13 protein-coding genes are annotated in these 18,655 nt (G+C 43.8%); 12 read left to right on the top strand and 1 reads right to left on the bottom strand.

The genetic code is table 11. From position 1 onward, the window contains the following. Positions 1-93: 93 nt before the first annotated feature. The 4 genes from ilvB to ilvC all read left to right on the top strand — a co-directional run bounded on the left by ilvB (position 94) and on the right by ilvC (position 4,262). Positions 94-1,788, top strand: a complete 1,695-nt coding sequence (gene ilvB / locus ACT8YW_RS11040) for a biosynthetic-type acetolactate synthase large subunit (RefSeq protein WP_117937753.1) — start codon at positions 94-96, stop codon at positions 1,786-1,788. Between the two features lie 56 nt (positions 1,789-1,844). After that, a complete protein-coding gene (gene ilvN, locus ACT8YW_RS11035; protein WP_444104915.1) occupies positions 1,845-2,408 on the top strand; it encodes an acetolactate synthase small subunit in 564 nt (187 codons plus the stop codon). Next, positions 2,408-3,151 carry an acyl-[acyl-carrier-protein] thioesterase gene (locus tag ACT8YW_RS11030; RefSeq protein WP_444104914.1) on the top strand — a complete coding sequence of 248 codons (744 nt, stop codon included), beginning with the start codon at positions 2,408-2,410 and terminating at the stop codon, positions 3,149-3,151. Before ilvN ends, ACT8YW_RS11030 begins: the two co-directional genes overlap by 1 nt. A gap of 67 nt (positions 3,152-3,218) precedes the next feature. After that, on the top strand, positions 3,219-4,262 hold the full coding sequence (gene ilvC, locus ACT8YW_RS11025; protein WP_008650279.1) for a ketol-acid reductoisomerase: 1,044 nt from the start codon (positions 3,219-3,221) through the stop codon (positions 4,260-4,262). Between the two features lie 480 nt (positions 4,263-4,742). Here the strand turns inward: ilvC and ACT8YW_RS11020 are convergent, their stop codons facing one another. Beyond that, positions 4,743-6,680 carry an AAA domain-containing protein gene (locus tag ACT8YW_RS11020; protein WP_444104913.1) on the bottom strand — a complete coding sequence of 646 codons (1,938 nt, stop codon included), beginning with the start codon at positions 6,678-6,680 and terminating at the stop codon, positions 4,743-4,745. Positions 6,681-6,746: 66 nt separating this feature from the next. Between ACT8YW_RS11020 and ACT8YW_RS11015 the strand changes: the two genes are divergently transcribed. From ACT8YW_RS11015 to ACT8YW_RS10980, 8 genes are all read left to right on the top strand, one after another. After that, positions 6,747-8,990: an aconitate hydratase gene (locus ACT8YW_RS11015; protein WP_444104912.1), complete on the top strand. Its 2,244-nt coding sequence runs from the start codon at positions 6,747-6,749 to the stop codon at positions 8,988-8,990. 3 nt (positions 8,991-8,993) lie between these two features. Beyond that, entirely contained in the window at positions 8,994-10,184 is a 1,191-nt protein-coding gene (icd, locus tag ACT8YW_RS11010) for an NADP-dependent isocitrate dehydrogenase (RefSeq protein WP_444104911.1), read from the top strand. Positions 10,185-10,210: 26 nt separating this feature from the next. After that, positions 10,211-11,554, top strand: coding sequence for a citrate/2-methylcitrate synthase (locus tag ACT8YW_RS11005; protein ID WP_008998828.1), 1,344 nt, complete (start codon positions 10,211-10,213; stop codon positions 11,552-11,554). A 185-nt stretch (positions 11,555-11,739) separates the two neighbouring features. Beyond that, positions 11,740-12,501 carry a DUF1295 domain-containing protein gene (locus tag ACT8YW_RS11000; RefSeq protein WP_074638214.1) on the top strand — a complete coding sequence of 254 codons (762 nt, stop codon included), beginning with the start codon at positions 11,740-11,742 and terminating at the stop codon, positions 12,499-12,501. Positions 12,502-12,556: 55 nt separating this feature from the next. Continuing rightward, positions 12,557-13,780 (top strand): NADH:flavin oxidoreductase, encoded by a 1,224-nt coding sequence (locus ACT8YW_RS10995; protein ID WP_444104910.1) that lies wholly within the window; start codon positions 12,557-12,559, stop codon positions 13,778-13,780. Then, complete coding sequence (locus ACT8YW_RS10990) at positions 13,777-14,628, top strand: SDR family oxidoreductase (RefSeq protein ID WP_444104909.1); 852 nt, start codon at positions 13,777-13,779, stop codon at positions 14,626-14,628. Before ACT8YW_RS10995 ends, ACT8YW_RS10990 begins: the two co-directional genes overlap by 4 nt. Positions 14,629-14,786: 158 nt before the next feature. Further along, positions 14,787-17,201: a TonB-dependent receptor gene (locus ACT8YW_RS10985; protein ID WP_444104908.1), complete on the top strand. Its 2,415-nt coding sequence runs from the start codon at positions 14,787-14,789 to the stop codon at positions 17,199-17,201. A gap of 40 nt (positions 17,202-17,241) precedes the next feature. After that, positions 17,242-18,630, top strand: coding sequence for a DUF4374 domain-containing protein (locus ACT8YW_RS10980; protein ID WP_444104907.1), 1,389 nt, complete (start codon positions 17,242-17,244; stop codon positions 18,628-18,630). Positions 18,631-18,655: the final 25 nt, after the last annotated feature.

The following is an 18,655-nucleotide window of genomic DNA, read 5'->3' as shown; positions in this document are numbered from 1 at the left end:
GAGCCTGAAGGCGTATGCCAGCATGGTAAGCTCTGCCGATAAGGGAGCAGTGAGATTAATCTGATATAGTTCATTTATCAACTATCAACTAATATGAAAGATTTAATAACAGGTGCAGAGGCTATGATGCGCTCCTTGGAACATCAGGGAGTGACTACCATCTTCGGTTACCCCGGTGGTTCCATAATGCCGGTGTTCGATGCCTTGTACGATCATCAAAATATATTGAACCATATTTTGGTTCGTCACGAGCAGGGAGCTGCCCACGCGGCACAAGGTTATGCCCGTGTATCAGGAGAAGTAGGTGTTTGCCTGGTGACGAGCGGTCCCGGAGCAACCAATACGGTAACAGGTATTGCAGATGCGATGATCGATAGTACACCTATCGTAGTGATTGCCGGACAGGTAGGAACGGGTTTTCTCGGGACGGATGCTTTTCAGGAAGTTGACTTGGTAGGTATTACGCAACCAATCGCTAAATGGAGCTATCAGATCCGTCGTGCAGAAGATGTAGCCTGGGCGGTAGCACGTGCGTTTTATATTGCCCGTAGTGGTCGTCCCGGTCCGGTGGTACTGGACTTTGCCAAGAATGCGCAAGTGGAAAAAACGAAATATGAACCGACGAAAGTCGATTTTATCCGCAGTTATGTTCCTGTTCCCGATACGGACGAGGAGTCTGTACAGGCAGCTGCCGAACTGATTAATAACGCCGAACGTCCGCTTGTATTGGTTGGACAGGGTGTTGAATTGGGAAATGCACAAAACGAATTGCGTGAATTTATCGAAAAGGCGGATATGCCTGCAGGCTGTACGCTGCTCGGACTGTCAGCTTTGCCGACAGAACATCCGTTGAATAAAGGTATGTTGGGTATGCACGGTAATTTGGGACCGAATATCAATACCAATAAATGCGATGTACTGATTGCTGTCGGTATGCGCTTTGACGACCGTGTGACTGGCAATCTGGCTACTTACGCGAAACAGGCGAAAGTGATTCATTTTGATATCGATCCTGCAGAAGTCAATAAGAATGTAAAGGTAGATGTAGCTGTTTTGGGAGATTGCAAGGAGACATTGGCTTCTGTGACTAAACTCCTGAAAAAGAAAACTCATACCAAATGGATTGATAGCTTCAAAGAATATGAGAAAGTAGAGGAAGAAAAAGTAATCCGCCCTGAACTTCACCCTGCAACAAACTCTTTGAGTATGGGAGAAGTGGTACGTGCGGTAAGCAATGCTACTCATCATGAAGCAGTTTTGGTAACGGATGTAGGTCAAAACCAGATGATGTCTGCACGTTACTTCAAATATACGAAAGAACGCAGTATCATCACTTCCGGAGGACTTGGAACAATGGGCTTCGGCCTTCCCGCAGCTATCGGGGCAACTTTTGGAGCACCGGAACGTACCGTATGCGTATTTATGGGAGATGGCGGACTGCAAATGAATATTCAGGAGTTGGGTACGATTATGGAGCAGAAAGCTCCGGTGAAAATTATCTGCCTGAATAATAATTACCTCGGAAACGTACGCCAGTGGCAAGCTATGTTCTTCAATCGCCGCTATTCGTTTACTCCGATGTTGAATCCGGATTACATGAAGATTGCTTCGGCTTATGATATTCCTTCCAAACGTGCTTTCACCCGTGAAGAACTGAAAGAAGCTATTGCAGAAATGCTGGCGACAGATGGTCCGTTCCTGCTCGAAGCGTGCGTAGTGGAAGAAGGCAATGTTTTGCCGATGACTCCTCCGGGTGGTTCGGTCAATCAGATGCTGTTGGAATGCTAGGGGAAGTTGAATATTGAGAATGGAAGATTGAAAGTTCGCAATTAAAATTTAGGATTATGAGTGACAAGACATTATATACGATAATAGTTCATTCCGAAAATATAGCCGGATTGCTGAATCAGGTAACTGCTGTATTTACTCGTCGTCAAATCAACATCGAGAGTCTGAATGTTTCTGCTTCTTCTATTAAAGGTGTACACAAGTATACGATTACAGCCTTGACGGATAAGGACACCATTGAGAAGGTAGTGAAACAGATTGAAAAGAAGATCGATGTGATTCAGGCACATTATTTCACCGAGGATGAAATATACTTCCATGAGATTGCACTATATAAGGTATCTACTCCTGCTTTTCAGGAAACCTCGGAAGCATCCAAGTTGATCCGCAGATACAATGCCCGTGTAGTGGAAGTTAATCCGGTATTTTCTATTGTCGAGAAAAATGGTATGAGCGAAGATATAACCTCACTCTACGGTGAACTGAAGGCTTTAAATTGTGTTTTGCAGTTTGTACGGTCGGGACGCGTAGCGATTACCACCAGTTGCTTTGAACGGGTGAACGAGTTTCTCGATGGACGGGAAGCCATGTATAACCAGAGTAAAAACCAACAAGAATAATGAGTGAAGAAAATAAAATAGGAACTTATCAGTTTGTGGCAGAACCGTTCCATGTTGACTTTAACGGACGTCTGACTATGGGCGTACTTGGAAATCATTTGTTGAATTGTGCCGGCTTTCACGCAAGTGACCGTGGCTTTGGTATTGCAACACTGAACGAGGATAATTACACTTGGGTACTTTCGCGTCTGGCCATTGAGTTGGATGAAATGCCTTATCAATATGAGAATTTTTCAGTTCAAACATGGGTGGAAAATGTCTACCGCTTGTTTACTGACCGTAACTTCGCTATTATTGATAAGGATGGGAAGAAGATTGGTTACGCGCGTTCCGTATGGGCGATGATTAATCTTAATACCCGCAAACCGGCCGATCTATTGACCTTACACGGAGGGAGTATCGTAGATTATGTCTGTGATGAACCTTGTCCTATTGAAAAGCCTTCACGTATCAAAGTGACAAGCGATCGGCCAATGGCTACCCTGACGGCAAAATATAGTGATATTGATATTAACGGTCATGTGAACAGCATCCGTTACATCGAGCATATCCTTGATTTGTTCCCGATAGAGCTGTACAAGGCCAAACGTATCCGTCGTTTCGAGATGGCGTACGTAGCCGAAAGTTACTTTGGTGATGAGCTCTCTTTCTTCTGCGATGAAGTGAATGCAAACGAGTTTCACGTAGAAGTAAAGAAGAATGGCAGCGAAGTTGTTTGCCGTTCGAAAGTGATATTTGAATAAATGTGAGAATACAAAATTAATTAATAACGGATGACGTAAGTCATCAAAAACTAAAAACAAAAAGAAAATGGCACAGTTGAATTTTGGAGGTACTACTGAAACTGTAGTAATCCGTGACGAATTTCCATTGGAAAAAGCTCGTGAAGTATTGAAAAATGAAACAATTGCTGTAATCGGTTATGGCGTACAGGGACCTGGACAGGCACTGAACTTGCGTGATAACGGTTTCAATGTAATCGTTGGTCAACGTGAAGGAAAAACATACGATAAAGCAGTAGCAGACGGATGGGTTCCGGGCGAAACTTTGTTCGGCATTGAAGAAGCTTGCGAGAAAGGTACTATCGTAATGTGCTTGTTGTCTGACGCAGCAGTAATGTCTGTATGGCCTACTATCAAGCCTTACCTGACTGCCGGAAAAGCTCTTTATTTCTCACATGGTTTTGCTATCACTTGGAACGACCGTACAGGTGTAGTTCCTCCTACTGATATCGACGTTATCATGGTTGCTCCTAAAGGTTCGGGTACCTCTTTGCGTACAATGTTCCTCGAAGGACGTGGCTTGAACTCTTCTTATGCTATCTATCAGGATGCTACAGGCAAAGCAATGGACAGAACCATCGCACTGGGCATCGGTATTGGTTCCGGTTATCTGTTTGAAACAACTTTCCAACGTGAAGCTACTTCTGACTTGACAGGTGAACGCGGTTCATTGATGGGCGCTATCCAAGGTTTGTTGCTGGCACAGTACGAAGTATTGCGTGAAAACGGTCATACTCCTTCTGAAGCATTCAATGAAACAGTAGAAGAACTGACACAGTCATTGATGCCGTTGTTTGCAAAGAACGGTATGGACTGGATGTATGCTAACTGTTCTACTACCGCTCAACGTGGTGCTCTTGATTGGATGGGCCCATTCCACGACGCTATTAAGCCGGTAGTTGAAAAGTTGTATCATAGCGTCAAAACTGGTAACGAAGCACAGATTTCTATCGATAGTAATTCACAACCTGATTATCGTGAAAAATTGAATGAAGAGCTCCGTCAACTGCGTGAAAGCGAAATGTGGCAGACTGCTGTAACTGTTCGTAAACTTCGTCCGGAAAATAATTAAGCTGGATAAATTATACAAGTTTATAAAAGGGGGGGAAGGCTGTTTGCTTTCTCCCCTTTTTGGGTTAAAAAGAGAATTAGAAATGAACAAATGAGGCTTGCCGAAATTTTTTTCTAAAAATATATTGATAATATGGACAAAAAATGCAAGTTTATGTTTATCTTTGCGTCATCAGATAAAATAAACGAGAAGTATGAATTAATTTAACCAGCCCTGAAGAATGATTAACATCACTAAATAAATAAACGAATGACGCTGCTTTTGATTTCTCAGAAGTGGTGATTTAGTGTGTTTTACCTTTGTGGAAATTGATATTTCTTTTTAAGATCTGTATTTGTATATTGAAAATAAAAGTCATTTATTGACTTCTTAAATAAAGAATAATACTGATGTGAAATAAAATATTGTTTGTTTTGTTTGTGTTAAAACGAAGTGTGGTTTCGTGAGAAAGTGCACTTTGTTAAAAGGAGGATTAAGTATTTAATCCTCCTTTTTAATGAATAACATCAGCCTTTTGTAGAAAGGATGTTTGGTAAGGGTGGAGGCATCTCCTAATATAACAAGCTTCATTCGTGCCCTTGTAATCGCTACATTCATTCTTCGCAAATCATTCAGGAATCCAATCTGCCCATCCTCGTTGGCACGTACAAGACTGATGAAAATAACATCTCGCTCCTGTCCCTGAAAACCGTCTACCGTGTTTACGGTGATGAGGCTGCGGAAGGGACGTAAAAAGCTGCTCCCTTTGATCTTTCCCCTCAAATATTGCACTTGCGCCTTGTAGGGTGAAATCAGACCGAAATCGATTCTTTCATCCAGTATCCGTTCTTTGCCGATACGTTCGATATAGGCTTCCAGTTCCTGTAGTAATAGATTGGCTTCCTGCTTGTTGATGCGTCCGAAGCTCTCGCCTACAAAATCTTCGTGAAAGTCCATTTCTGAAGTATCAATCCAGTTCATAGGAGTGTCAAAGTCAAGAATACCTCGGTAGCGCACTTCCGGGGCAGCTTCCAGTTCTCCGTGGTAGAACCAGTCGGAGGGGAACTGCATGATGGCCTCGTGCATTCTGTACTGTACCTTTAGTAAAGAGACAGCAGAAGGCTTTTGCTGAACCACTTTTTCCATTAACGTGTGATCCAGTCCTCCACGAGCGGCTTCTATACATTTGATAGTCGGCGGGAGCTGGCAATGATCTCCTGCAAGGATGACACGGTCTGCTTTGCGGATGGCAATCCAGCAGGCAGCTTCGAGCGCTTGAGCAGCTTCGTCAATGAACAAAGTAGGAAAACGACGCCCGTTGAGCAGACGATGGTTACTGCTGACTAGCGTAGAAGCAATCACACGGGCACTATCAAAAAGATCGGCATTGATTTGTATTTCCAACTCCGTAGCACGATCGCGGAGATGACTCATGCGATTACGCATACCTTCCCGTTCAGAATAACTACCCCGGCGCATCCGGCTACCCATTTCACGGATAGATTTGCGAATTCCCCAAAGTTCCGGATAGGCGGGATGGCTTTCAAACCTACGTTCATAGGTGGATGATAGCATTTTGTCGTTGACCCGGGTAGGATTTCCGATGCGGAGTACGGGTACTCCCCGGTCTACCAGTTTCTCACAAATCCAGTCGACAGCAGTGTTACTTTGTGCACAGACAAGCACTTGCGGTTCCCGGTGCAATGTTTCATAAATCGCTTCGACAAGAGTCGTTGTTTTTCCGGTTCCCGGAGGACCGTGAACGATGGATACATCACGCGTGCAGAGTACCTTGTTGACAGCTGTTTCCTGTGTGCTGTTCAACCAGGGGAAGCGGACAGGATACAACTCCCGGAATCCCGGTTTTTGTGTGCCAAGCAAAATATCACGCAGTTCTGCCAGACGATTATCTTTAGCTCGTATGGTGTCTTCCAGTGCCTCGAACATGGCCCGGTAGGATGTTTCGTCAAAATAAAGTTGCACCCCCAGTATGCCGTCAGTTTGTAGTTCCGCTAAAGCTCCCGCTCTGGGAAGTACAACTACCATTCGCTCCTCATCTGCAAAGCTGACAGTAGCGATGAAATCCATGTACTTCACTTTTCCTTCGAATGATTGGTGGAAAAAGCAGACGGGACGGCCGAACTCGAAGGAATGCTCTATTTCTTTATTTTCGGTCCGTGTAATATCTATTACAAGCTGATTCAGAGAATTGTAGTAACTTCGGCCAAGAGAGACGGGATACCAGCAGAGACCGCGTTTCACTTTACGGGCAACGCCCATTGTTTCGGTCTGCCGTTTAAATTCTTCCTTCTCGTATTCATACTCCATCCGCAGGAGGAGTTGCTGTTGCTGAAGGTCGATGATTGGACTTTTCGGATTATTACTCATAATAGGCGCAAAGGTAACAAATCTTCGTTCCGGGTAGAAAAAATATTTCATTTTGTTAAACATTACTCGAACGCCGTTCGTTATTTTTATAGATAGACTCATAAAAGATAAAACAATATGGTATATGATGTGACTATGTTAGAAGCTTTCTACGCTGCTTATAAAGGAAAGGTAGAACACGTACGGGCTATATTGAAACGCCCCTTAACGTTGGCCGAGAAAATTTTGTATGCTCATCTGTATGATGTAGCCGATTTAAAAGACTACAAACGGGGAGAAGATTATGTGAACTTCCGTCCCGACCGTGTAGCTATGCAGGATGCGACTGCGCAGATGGCATTGCTTCAATTTATGAATGCAGGTAAGGATCAGGTGGCTGTGCCCTCAACAGTACATTGCGATCACTTGATACAGGCGTACAAAGGTGCAAAGGAGGATATTGCTACGGCAAGATTGACCAATGAAGAAGTATATGACTTCCTTCGCGATGTATCTTCCCGTTACGGCATCGGTTTCTGGAAACCGGGAGCAGGTATTATCCACCAGGTAGTGCTCGAAAACTATGCTTTCCCCGGAGGTATGATGGTAGGAACGGATTCTCACACTCCTAATGCAGGCGGACTGGGCATGGTGGCTATCGGTGTCGGTGGCGCGGATGCAGTGGATGTGATGACAGGAATGGAATGGGAACTGAAAATGCCGAAAATTATCGGTGTTCGTCTGACCGGAAAACTAAGTGGTTGGACATCTCCGAAAGATGTAATCCTGAAACTGGCCGGCATTCTTACCGTAAAAGGAGGAACGAATGCTATTATTGAATATTTTGGTCCCGGAACCGAATCCCTTTCTGCTACCGGGAAAGCTACCATTTGTAATATGGGTGCTGAAGTAGGGGCTACTACCTCTCTGTTCCCGTTTGACGGGCGCATGGCTGCCTATTTGAGAGCTACCGGCAGAGATTGTGTAGTCGATTGGGCTGAAGCTGTCGATGCCGATCTTCGTGCGGATGATGTAGTGACCGACGAACCATCCAACTATTATGACCGTGTAATTGAAATAGACTTGTCGGAACTCGAACCTTATATAAACGGACCGTTTACACCGGATGCCGCTACTCCAATTTCCGAATTTGCAGAAAAAGTGTTATTGAACGGCTACCCTCGCAAAATGGAGGTGGGCTTGATTGGTTCATGTACCAATTCTTCTTATCAGGATTTGAGCCGTGCGGCTTCTCTGGCAAAACAGGTCACAGAAAAGAACTTGAGTGTCGCTGCTCCGTTGATTGTCAATCCGGGTTCGGAACAAATCCGGGCTACTGCCGAAAGAGATGGTATGATTGAAGCTTTTGAACAGTTGGGCGCCACGATTATGGCAAATGCCTGCGGTCCTTGTATCGGTCAATGGAAACGCGAGACGGACGATCCGACACGGAAAAATTCAATCGTTACTTCTTTCAACCGTAACTTTGCCAAACGTGCTGACGGTAATCCGAATACCTATGCATTTGTAGCTTCTCCGGAACTGACGATGGCATTAACGATTGCTGGTGACCTCTGCTTCAATCCGTTGAAAGACAGACTGGTAAATCATGACGGAGAAAAGGTGAAACTATCCGAACCTGTAGGAGATGAACTTCCTTTGAAAGGTTTTACATCCGGAAATGAGGGATATATTGCCCCACACGGAGCAAAAACGGAAATCAAGGTGAAGCCTGATTCTCAACGTCTCCAGCTCCTGACGCCTTTCCCGGCGTGGGACGGACAGGATTTACTGAATATGCCTTTACTGATTAAAGCACAAGGCAAATGTACTACCGACCATATCTCTATGGCAGGTCCGTGGCTCCGCTTCCGGGGACATTTGGAGAATATTTCCGACAATATGCTGATGGGAGCTGTCAATGCTTTCAACGGTGAAACGAACAGCGTTTGGAATCGTTCAACAAATACTTATGGAACAGTTTCCGGTACGGCAAAAATGTATAAGTCTGAAGGTATTCTGTCTATAGTTGTTGCCGAAGAGAATTATGGAGAAGGTTCCAGCCGTGAACACGCAGCCATGGAACCGCGCTTTCTCAATGTGCGTGTCATTCTGGCTAAGAGTTTTGCCCGTATCCACGAAACGAATCTGAAAAAACAGGGAATGCTTGCTCTTACTTTTGTAGACAAGGCGGATTATGACAAGATTCAGGAACATGATCTTCTGTCAGTCGTAGGTTTAGTCCATTTCGCACCCGGTCGTAATTTGACGATTGTTCTTCATCACGAAGACGGAACGAAAGAAAGTTTTGAAGTACAACATACATATAATGAACAGCAGATAGCCTGGTTCCGTGCCGGTTCTGCTTTAAATGCAAGATAAAAAATGAGCAAGATAACCATGCAAACAGATGGTACGTTGCTGGTGCCTGATGTGCCTACCGTACCTTATATTACCGGTGATGGAGTAGGAGCGGAAGTGACTCCTGCCATGCAAGCCGTAGTGGATGCAGCTATCCGGAAAGCCTATGGCGGCAAACGTCGGATCGAATGGAAAGAAGTGTTGGCGGGAGAACGTGCCTTCCATGCAACTGGTTCCTGGTTGCCGGATGAAACAATGGAAACTTTTCAGGAATACCTGATAGGAATCAAAGGCCCGTTGACAACTCCTGTCGGAGGTGGAATCCGGTCGTTGAATGTAGCGCTGCGTCAGACACTTGATTTATATGTCTGCCTTCGTCCGGTCCGTTGGTATCAGGGAGTACAGTCGCCTGTCAAATCACCTGAAAAAGTGAACATGTGCGTGTTCCGTGAAAATACGGAAGATATTTACGCAGGTATCGAGTGGGAAGCCGGTACTCCGGAAGCTGAAAAGTTCTATCAATTCCTGAAAGACGAAATGGGAGTAACAAAAGTCCGTTTCCCGGAAACCTCTTCTTTCGGTGTGAAACCTGTATCACGTGAGGGTACCGAACGTCTGGTACGTGCTGCCTGCCAGTATGCACTCGACCATCATTTACCTTCTGTAACCCTGGTGCATAAAGGAAATATCATGAAGTTCACAGAAGGTGGTTTTAAGAAATGGGGCTACGAACTGGCACAACGTGAATTTGCCGATGCTTTGGCAGACGGCAGACTGGTGATAAAAGATTGCATTGCCGATGCTTTCTTGCAAAATACACTCCTGATTCCCGAAGAATATTCCGTAATAGCTACCTTGAACCTGAATGGAGACTATGTTTCCGATCAACTCGCAGCTATGGTAGGCGGTATTGGTATTGCTCCGGGAGCAAACATCAACTATCAAACAGGACATGCCATCTTTGAAGCGACTCATGGAACAGCTCCCAATATTGCGGGAAAAGATGTGGTGAACCCTTGTTCTATTATACTTTCGGCAGTGATGATGCTCGAATATTTTGATTGGAAAGAAGCGGCTGCTCTGATAGAGAAAGCCTTGGAACAAAGCTTCCTGGACGCTCGTGCTACACACGATTTAGCTCGTTTTATGCCGAATGGAACCTCCCTCTCTACTTCCGCTTTCACTCGTGAGATCGTGGAAAGAATTGAAAAATAAAAGTAACGAATAAAAAACGAAGAAAGATGAAAAAAGAGTACCTGATTTACAAACTTTCCGAGGAGATGAAGGAAGCTACCCGGATTGATAATGAATTGTTCCCAAAGTTTGATGTGAAACGTGGATTGCGTAATGAAGACGGCACGGGTGTATTGGTAGGTTTAACCAAAATCGGTAATGTAGTAGGCTATGAACGTATTCCGGGTGGTGGACTGAAACCGATACCGGGAAAATTATTCTATCGTGGTTATGATGTGGAAGATATTTCGCATGCCATTATCAAAGAGAAACGTTTTGGTTTTGAAGAAGTGGCTTACCTGTTGCTTTCCGGACGTCTGCCGGATAAAGAAGAACTGCTTTCTTTCCGTGATTTGATTAACGACAATATGCCGTTGGAGCAGAAGACAAAAATGAATATCATAGAGTTGGAAGGAAACAACATCATGAATATTCTTTCACGCAGTGTGCTCGAAATGTACCGTTTTGATGCGAATGCGGATGATACTTCCCGAGATAACCTGATGCGCCAGAGTATTGAACTGATTTCGAAATTCCCCACTATCATTGCTTATGCGTACAATATGCTTCGTCATGCTACTTTCGGACGTTCTCTGCATATCCGCCATCCGCAGGAAAAACTCTCTATTGCCGAGAACTTCCTGTACATGCTGAAAAGAAATTATACCGAACTCGATGCTCGTACCCTCGATTTGTTGCTGATTCTTCAGGCAGAACATGGGGGTGGTAACAACTCTACTTTCACCGTTCGCGTTACTTCTTCTACCGGAACGGATACATATTCGGCCATCGCCGCAGGTATCGGTTCATTGAAAGGCCCGCTTCACGGAGGTGCAAATATTCAGGTTGCCGACATGTTCCAGCATCTGAAAGAAAATATCAAAGACTGGACAAGTGTGGATGAGATAGACACTTATTTCACCCGAATGTTGAATAAGGAAGTATATAATAAGAGCGGACTGATCTACGGAATAGGACATGCCGTTTATACGATCTCCGATCCCCGTGCTCTTCTGTTGAAAGAATTGGCTCGTGACCTTGCCCGTGAAAAAGGAAGAGAAAGCGAATTTGCTTTCCTCGAACTGTTGGAAGAACGTGCTATCGCTACTTTCGGACGTGTTAAAAACAACGGAAAGACAGTATCCAGCAATATTGACTTCTATTCAGGCTTCGTGTATGAAATGATCGGCTTACCGCAGGAAATCTTCACTCCTCTGTTTGCTATGGCGCGTATTGTAGGCTGGTGTGCACACCGTAATGAAGAATTGACCTTCGAAGGCAAACGAATTATCCGCCCGGCTTATAAGAATGTACTCGATGATTTGGCTTATATTCCAATCAAGAAACGCTGATAAAAAAACAAATCCTTTTATTGAATATATAAGTGATCCCGGATGTATGCCTGGTAATTCCAGGTATGCGTTCGGGAATGCTGTTTTTATGTTCGTAAAGGAATGTATTTCAGATTCTTTCTCTTTTTTGTACCGTCATTCGTCTCATTTTTGTTATTTTTGCGTGTTACAAAAAAAAGATCGACATGAATATAGATGCTTTTAATCTGTTTCTGGGCGTGATGAGCCTGATTGCCTTGGTTGTTTTTATCGCCCTTTACTTTGTGAAAGCCGGATATGGCATTTTCCGCACGGCATCGTGGGGCGTAGCTATATCCAATAAACTAGCCTGGATATTGATGGAAGCTCCGGTTTTCCTGGTGATGTCCGTAATGTGGATATATTCCGAGCGTCGGTTTGAACCGGTGATCTTCACTTTTTTCCTGTTCTTCCAGATTCACTACTTTCAGCGTGCTTTCATTTTTCCTCTGTTATTGACGGGGAAAAGTAAGATGCCGCTGGCAATCATGTCGATGGGTGTTCTTTTTAATTTGCTGAATGGCTATATGCAAGGTAAATGGATCTTTTATCTTGCTCCCGAAACGATGTATCAATCCGGTTGGTTCACTTCACCGTGGTTTATTATAGGCACACTGCTTTTTTTCACAGGTATGCTGACGAACTGGCATTCGGATTATATCATCCGGCACTTGCGTAAACCGGGAGATACCCGGCATTATTTGCCTCAAAAAGGAATGTACCGTTATGTCACTTCCGCCAACTATTTTGGTGAAATAGTAGAATGGGCAGGATGGGCGATACTCACCTGTTCACTTTCCGGACTTGTTTTCCTTTGGTGGACGATTGCTAACCTTGTTCCCCGTGCCAATGCCATCTGGTGCCGTTATCGCGAAGAATTCGGAGATGCGGTGGGAGAACGGAAACGAGTGTTCCCTTTCCTTTATTAGGTATTAGAGGCACTTTTCATCACGACTTAAATATGACTTAATAAATATAACTACTATGGAATCTAAACTTTTTAGCCCGGTCACTTTTGGGCCTTTGACGTTGCGGAATCGAACAATCCGTTCGGCAGCTTTTGAGAGCATGTGTCCGGAGAATACTCCTACGCAGATGTTGCTGGATTACCATCGTTCGGTAGCTGCGGGAGGAGTGGGTATGACAACAGTGGCCTATGCCGCTGTGACGCAAAGCGGACTTTCTTTCGACCGTCAGTTGTGGTTGCGCCCGTCTATTATTCCCCGTTTGCATGAATTGACAAAAGCTGTGCACGATGAAGGTGCAGCAGTGGGTATACAAATCGGACATTGTGGAAATATGTCCCATCGGAATATTTGTGGTGTCACTCCTATATCCGCATCTTCGGGTTTTAATCTTTACTCTCCTACGTTTGTGCGTGGAATGGAAAAGGAGGAGTTGCCGGAAATGGCACAAGCGTATGGAAATGCGGTCAATCTGGCGAGAGAAGCAGGATTTGATGCTGTTGAAGTACATGCAGGACATGGATATCTGATTAGTCAGTTCCTTTCTCCATATACCAATCATCGGAAAGATGAATACGGTGGTTCGCTTGAAAAACGGATGCGTTTTATGGACCTGGTGATGGAAGAAGTGATGAAAGCGGCAGGCAGTGATATGGCAGTTTTTGTAAAAATGAATATGCGTGATGGCTTCAAAGGAGGAATGGAGATAGACGAATCCATACAAGTGGCCAAACGTCTGCTGGAACTTGGCGCTCACGGATTGGTATTGAGTGGTGGTTTTGTCAGCAAAGCACCGATGTATGTAATGAGGGGTGCCATGCCGATTCGTTCGATGTCTTACTATATGAATTGTTGGTGGCTGAAATATGGAGTCCGTATGTTTGGCAAATGGATGATACCCTCAGTTCCTTTCAAAGAGGCCTATTTTCTTGAAGATGCACTGAAATTCCGGGCAGCTCTTCCGAATGTGCCGCTGATTTATGTCGGTGGTCTTGTTTCCCGTCAGAAAATAGATGAAGTGCTCGATTCTGGTTTTGATGCCGTGCAGATGGCGAGAGCTTTGCTCAACGAACCGGGATTTGTAAACCGGATGAAAAAGGAGGAACAGGCACGCTGCAACTGTGGACACAGTAATTATTGCATTGGTCGTATGTATACGATAGAAATGGCTTGTCATCAACATTTGAAAGAACAAATCCCTTTGTCTTTGCAAAAGGAAATTGATAAATTGGAGAAAAAATGAGTGAAATGAAATGGGCGATTATCACCGGTGCAGATGGAGGAATGGGGACAGAAATAACACGTGCTGTAGCCAAAGTCGGTTATCGAATCATAATGGCATGTTATAATCCGAAGAAAGCGGAGATTGTCCGCGAACGTTTGAGCAAGGAAACCGGAAACCTGTATTTGGAAGTAATGGCTATTGATTTATCTTCCATGCAATCGGTAGTTTCTTTTGCCAACCGGATATTGGAAAGAAACCTCTCCATTGCTCTGTTAATGAATAACGCCGGAACGATGGAGACAGGCTTTCACACTACTTCTGATGGATTTGAGCGAACGGTAAGTGTGAACTATATGGGACCTTATCTGCTTACCCGGAAATTGGTTCCGCTGATGGTGCGTGGAGCGCGTATCGTCAATATGGTTTCTTGTACATACGCAATCGGTAAACTCGATTTTCCCGATTTCTTTCATAGAGGAAAAACGGGGCGTTTTTGGAGAATTCCAGTTTACAGTAACACCAAACTGGCTTTGTTACTATTTACTTTCGAACTCTCCAAGCAACTTAGTGAGAAAGAAATCACCGTCAATGCCGCTGATCCGGGAATTGTTTCTACTAATATCATTACGATGCATAAGTGGTTCGATCCGTTGACGGATATTTTTTTCCGTCCTTTTATCCGCAAACCGAAGAAAGGGGCTTCTACGGCAGTCAGTTTATTGTTGGATGAAAAGGAAGCAGGCGTGACAGGACAACTGTATGTCAATAACCACCGGAAAAACTTATCTGATAAATACATGAATCATGTGCAGAAAGAGCAGTTGTGGGAGGTGACGGAACGTGCGTTGGCGAGCTGGCTGAAGTAGTATTTACTTATATATAGGTATTGCGCATATCTATACATCTCTTTTATATTGTCTTATTTTTACCGAAAGATAGGGATTGTTTTGCACTTTTCTTTCTACTTACCTTTGCATCGCTTTTAGAGCAATGAAAAGGTATAAAGTAAAAAGGTAAAAAGGAGATGAGTAATAAGTATTTTTTAGTTTTTCTAGTGTTCTTGTTTTCCGCATCAGCATATTCACAACGTGGGCATCATCGTAACAGTTTGATTTCGGGTAGAGTGATGTCTACAGAAAAGGAAGTCGTGGATTTTGCAACGGTCTATCTGAAAGGAACCAATCACGGTTGCTATACGGATGAAAAGGGTATTTATCATTTGAAAACTACGGCAGGTGAATATACCCTGGTCGTTTCAGCTATCGGCTATCAGACCGTAGAAAAGAAAGTCAAACTGGGCAAGGGAGAGAGAATAAAGGTAAATATCACCATTGCTCCGGCAGTAAAAGAGTTGGGAGAGGTGGTAGTTACGACATCCGGTGTCGGTCGTGTGAATAAATCTGCTTTTAATGCGGTAGCTATTGATGCGAAGAAACTGCATAACAGTACGCAGACCTTGGCGGGCGCACTGACTAAAGTGCCGGGTGTAAAGCTCCGTGAATCAGGTGGAGTAGGATCGGATATGCAATTGTATATTGATGGTTTCAGCGGGAAACATGTGAAAATATTCATTGACGGCATACCACAGGAGGGAGCCGGTGCTGCATTCGATTTGAATAATGTACCTATTAATTTCGCAGACCGTATAGAGGTGTATAAAGGAGTGGTTCCGGTAGGATTCGGAACAGATGCCATCGGAGGCGTTGTGAATATCGTTACCAACAAGCAGCCCGGAAAATGGTTTATGGACGCTTCCTATTCTTACGGGTCATTTAATACTCATAAGTCATACGCGCGTTTCGGACAAACATTCAAGAACGGTTTCATGTATGAAGTCAATGCTTTCCAGAATTTCTCGGACAATGATTATTATGTGGACACTTATGTACGCGAGTTTGAGATTCGGGAAGACGGCAGCGTACGTTTTCCGCCACTTGACAAAAGCAAAATTTATCATCTGAAGCGTTTTAACGATCAGTACCATAATGAAGCGGTGATCGGAAAAATCGGTCTGGTGGGAAAGAAATGGGCGGACAGACTGGCATTGAGTTTTAATTATTCTCATTTTTATAAAGAAATACAGACAGGCGTTTATCAAGATGTCGTGTTCGGTGAGAAATTTCGCAAGGGACATTCGTTGGTTCCTTCATTGGAGTACTATAAAAAGAACTTGTTCGTCAAGAATCTGGATTTACTATTTACTGCCAACTATAATCATAATATCACCAACAATGTAGATACGGCTTCCCGGGCTTACAACTGGCGAGGAGATTTCTATGAAAAGGGCAGCCGGGGAGAACAATCTTATCAGAACAGTGAATCTAAAAATAAAAACTGGAATGGAACACTGAAGATGAATTATCATATCGGACAGGCGCATACATTTACTTTCAGCCATGTGATTAGTGATTTTGAACGTACAAGTCGTTCTATGGTAGGCTCTTCTTCCAAATTTACGGATTTCACTATACCTAAGATTACACGTAAAAATGTCAGCGGACTTTCTTATCGTCTGATGCCATCGGAAAAGTGGAATGTTTCTGCATTTGCCAAGTATTACCGGCAATACAATAAGGGACCGGTGTCACAAAACACAGATGGTATAGGTAACTATATCAACCTGTCTAATACGGCAAGTTCCCTCGGATATGGTGCAGCGGGTACGTATTTTCTATGGAAGGACCTGCAGGTGAAACTTTCGTATGAGAAGGCTTTCCGGCTTCCTACGACAGACGAGCTGTTTGGAGATGAAGACCTTGAAGCCGGCAAAATAAACCTGAAACCGGAGAAGAGTGACAATGTCAATTTGAGTTTCAGTTATAATCACCAGTTTGGCAGGCACGGACTGTATGCCGAGGCCGGTCTGATCTATCGGGATACGAAAGATTACATAAAAAGAGGATTAGATGTGCTGGGAGGAACCAGTTACGGGTATTATGAGAACCATGGTCATGTGAAAACGAAAGGATATAATCTGTCATTACTGTATAGCTTTTCACGTTGGTTTGATATAGGAGGAACATTCAATAGTATTGATACCCGCGATTATGAGAAATATCTGGCAGGCTCTTCTTTGCAGGAAAGTATGCACTATAAGGTGCGCATGCCGAATCTTCCCTATCGTTATGCCAATATCAACGCTAATTTCTATTGGAACGACTTGTTTGTCAAGGGAAATGTATTGAGCATAGGGTATGATAGCTACTGGCAACATGATTTCCCTCTTTATTGGGAGAATCTGGGAGATAAAGAATCAAAAAATATAGTGCCGGAACAGTTCTCTCATAATCTGTCTTTGTCCTATACAATGAAACACGGACGTTATAATGTATCATTTGAATGTCGGAATTTCACAGATGCCCGGTTGTTCGACAATTTTAGTCTGCAAAAAGCGGGGCGGGCATTCTATGGAAAGTTCAGGGTATTTTTGGGTAAATAAGTAGAGTAAGTTTTTAGTATAAATCAATAATAAAGAATATATGAAGAAGTTTTTATTACAGGCTTTTGCTACAGCTTTTTGTTTGAGTAGCGGTGTGTTTGTTGCATCTTGCGATGATGATAATAATCCGGTAGATAATCCTGCGATTGACGGAAATACGGCTTATGTGGTTGCTGCCACATCCGGTGAAGCCAGTTATCTGGTGGTGGCCAATTCTTTGGATGAGGGAACGGTGTCGACCCAGGGGAATGGAACCGAAGTGATTGGCGGTACATATTGGGTGTATAAAGGATTGGATTATGTCTTTGCCTTAGTTTATAATAAAGGCGGAGCGGGTACGGGAGCTTCTTATTATCTGGGTACCGATGGTAAAATGAAAGAAAAATATACCTATACTTATAACCGTATCACATCTTATGGAACCTGGGGAAATAAAGTAGTGACCGTTTCTACCGGAGATTCGAATATAACGGATGAGGACCAGAATGTGGCTCAAGCTTTATTGTTTAACTATCTGGATGCGACGGATGGTTCCCAGGAAGAAGGTACATTGCTTGCCGAAAATTTCTTGGGTAACGGCGAAAAAGTTTCATGGGCAGGTTTGGTTGAAGCCAACAACAAGATTTATACGTCGGTGATTCCGATGGGGATGAGTAAATACGGTATTAAACAGTGGCCGGACAAAGTGACGGATCAGGAACTTGTGGCTAAAACTGATGGTGGTAGTGGCAGTGGTGCCTATACGGCTGGTGTCATCCCTTCCACACAATATCCGGATTATGCTTATGTAGCAATTTATAGTGGTATTAATTTCAACGAGACACCGGTGATTGTTACGACAGATAAAATAGGTTATGCATGTGGCCGTATGCGTTCACAATATTATCAGACTATCTGGGCTGCTGATAATGGCGATGTGTATGTATTCTCTCCCGGATATGGACGTACGGCTGTTTCGTCTGCCGATTTGAAAAAGGTAACGGGGCAGAAACCTTCCGGTGTGATGCGTATCAAAGCAGGCGCAACAGCTTTCGATCCGGATTATTATGTGAACTTTGAGGAAATAGGAACTCGTCATCCGATTTTCCGTTGCTGGCATATTTCTGAAGATTATTTCCTGCTCCAGTTGTATAAAAACGGTGCGGAAGATATGATTCAGAATGGTAAAGATGCCGATGTCAGTGAATTGGCGGTGTTCAAGGCGGAAGATGAAACAATTATACCCGTTACAGGTTTGCCGGCTGACAGTAAGTTTGGCGGTGAGCCTTATGGAGAAAATGGTTATGCTTATATGGCGGTTACTGTGACTACCGGCGAGAAACCGGCTTTCTATAAGATTGATGCAAAGACGGGTAAAGCAGTCAAAGGTCTGACGGTAAATGCTGATGCCATTACTACGGTAGGTAAGATGGAATACCTTTCTAAATAAATACCGGTTTAGTAGAGAATAGTTT

It is taken from the genome of Bacteroides sp. (genome assembly GCF_052357945.1).
Taxonomy (GTDB): domain Bacteria; phylum Bacteroidota; class Bacteroidia; order Bacteroidales; family Bacteroidaceae; genus Bacteroides.
The sequence above is the reverse complement of the archived record's forward strand: the minus strand, read 5'-3'. Positions and strand labels throughout refer to the sequence as shown.